Annotated in this window: 3 protein-coding genes; all 3 read left to right on the top strand. The window is 62.6% G+C overall.

What is annotated here, in order from left to right; all coding sequences use genetic code 11:
- Positions 1-332 (top strand): GMC oxidoreductase (locus A2I95_RS34510; RefSeq protein WP_291737054.1); only part of this gene is annotated, 332 nt, incomplete at its 5' end.
- A 14-nt stretch (positions 333-346) separates the two neighbouring features.
- The gene (locus A2I95_RS34515; RefSeq protein ID WP_291737056.1) at positions 347-1,555 is read left to right on the top strand and encodes a mandelate racemase/muconate lactonizing enzyme family protein; all 1,209 of its coding nucleotides are present in this window, start codon (positions 347-349) and stop codon (positions 1,553-1,555) included.
- Positions 1,556-1,645: 90 nt separating this feature from the next.
- Complete coding sequence (locus A2I95_RS34520; protein WP_291737058.1) at positions 1,646-1,771, top strand: curlin repeat-containing protein; 126 nt, start codon at positions 1,646-1,648, stop codon at positions 1,769-1,771.
- The last annotated feature ends 128 nt before the right edge of the window (positions 1,772-1,899 follow it).

Consider the following 1,899-nt stretch of genomic DNA (forward strand, 5'->3'; position numbering starts at 1 on the left):
CGCAGACCCCGGCCATCCGGAACGTCACGCGGGAGCGGCGGGCGCCGGATATTCTGGAAATGGACGATGCGGCCCTGCTGGAGAATTTCCGGGAACGCTCCGGCAGCGTGTTCCATGCGACCTGCACCTGCCGGATGGGCAAGGATGCAACTGATTCCGTTCTGGACGCGCGCCTTAGGGTGCATGGGCTGGCGGGGCTGCGGGTGATCGATGCGTCCGCGTTCCCGAATGTGACCTCGGGCAACACCAATGCACCAACCATGATGCTGGCGGCGCGGGGCGCTGAAATGGTGCTGGAAGACAATGAAAACAGGCCTTTGGCAGCTGAATGACAGGGAAGTGACAGATGAAGCTCGACAAGATCGAAACCTTTGTGTTCGGCAATCCGCCGCCGCGCCACGGCGGGCGCTATTTCATCTTTGTACGTTTGACCACCGCTTGCGGCATTACCGGTACGGGGGAAATATACAACGCCACATTCGGCCCCGATCTGTGCTGTGCGATGGCCGAGGAGATGTTTGCGCGCCAGTTCGCAGGCTGTGATCCGCATCATATCGAGAAGCTGTGGCGCAAATCCTATGGCGCTGGCTACACGCTTCGGCCCGATGTGACGGTGATGGGCGTGCTCAGCGGTCTGGAGATGGCCTGTTGGGATATCATCGGCAAGGCGGCGGGCAAACCGGTCTATGAGCTGATGGGCGGCCAGGTGCATGAGCGGCTGCGCAGCTATACCTATCTCTACCCGCCGGAAGGGGATGTGTATCCGGATCCGGAGGCGCCGAATGTCTATAACGATCCGGATATCGCCGCCGAGGTTGCTTTGCAGCGGGTGAACCAGGGTTTCACCGCGGTGAAATTCGATCCTGCCGGGCCTTATACGATCTATGACGGGCATCAGCCGCGGATGGAGGATCTGGAGCGCAGCGAGATGTTCGTCAAACGCATCCGCGAGGCGGTCGGCACCCGTGCGGACCTGTTGTTCGGCACCCACGGGCAGTTCACCGTCTCTGGTGCCAAGCGGATGGCGCGGCGGCTGGAACCCTATGAACCCTTGTGGTTCGAGGAGCCGGTCCCGCCGGAAAACCCCGCCGATATGGCCGAAGTGGCGCGGTTTACCTCGGTGCCGGTTTCGACCGGTGAACGGCTGTGCACCAAGCATGAATTCGCGCGGGTGCTGGAGGCTGGTGCGGCCTCGATCCTGCAGATGGACCTGGGGCGCGTTGGCGGTCTGCTGGAGGCCAAGAAAATCGCCAGCATGGCCGAAACACGGCAGGCGCAGATCGCACCGCATCTGTATTGCGGGCCAGTGGTGGCGGCAGCAAACATCCAGATCGCAACCTGCAGCCCCAACTTCCTGATTCTGGAGTCGATCGGCACCTTTGAGGGACCTTACATGTCCTGCCTTAAATCCTCGATCACCTGGGAAGAGGGCTATGTGATCCCGTCGGCCGAGCCAGGGCTGGGCGTTGAACTGGATGACGCGGCGATTGCCGCCAGCCCCTACACCGGCAGCGAGCTGCATCTGGAGCTGGCGCAGGAGCCGGTGGTTCAGTAGCGGCTGCAAGCGCCTCCGCTACGCCGGGGGCGCCGTTGACTTGCGGGGACCAGGGACGACGGCTATCCGGCGGCGGCCGGGACCGGCCGGATGGTCCTGCGCCAGCCGGGCAACGACAACTACGCCAACGTGCTGCAGTCGGGCACCAACCAGATGGCCAGCATCACCCAGAGCGGCACCAACAACACGGTCTACTCGTCGCAGTCGGCCAACTGAATCCGGGCGCCGGATATCAAGCAGCCTGTCCGGGCCGATGCCCGGCCCGGACAGATCCTACAATGGAAAATTGAGGAAACAACATGAAACTCTTTACAACAGTTGCTGCCGCCGCGGCCCTTCTGGGC

This window comes from Leisingera sp. F5, from assembly GCF_001593695.1.

Bases quoted from the DNA above. Each gene is read 5' to 3' on its own strand.
- A2I95_RS34515 (WP_291737056.1), top strand. From the start codon at position 347: ATGAAGCTCGACAAGATCGAAACCTTTGTGTTCGGCAATCCGCCGCCG.
- A2I95_RS34520 (WP_291737058.1), top strand. From the start codon at position 1,646: ATGGTCCTGCGCCAGCCGGGCAACGACAACTACGCCAACGTGCTGCAG.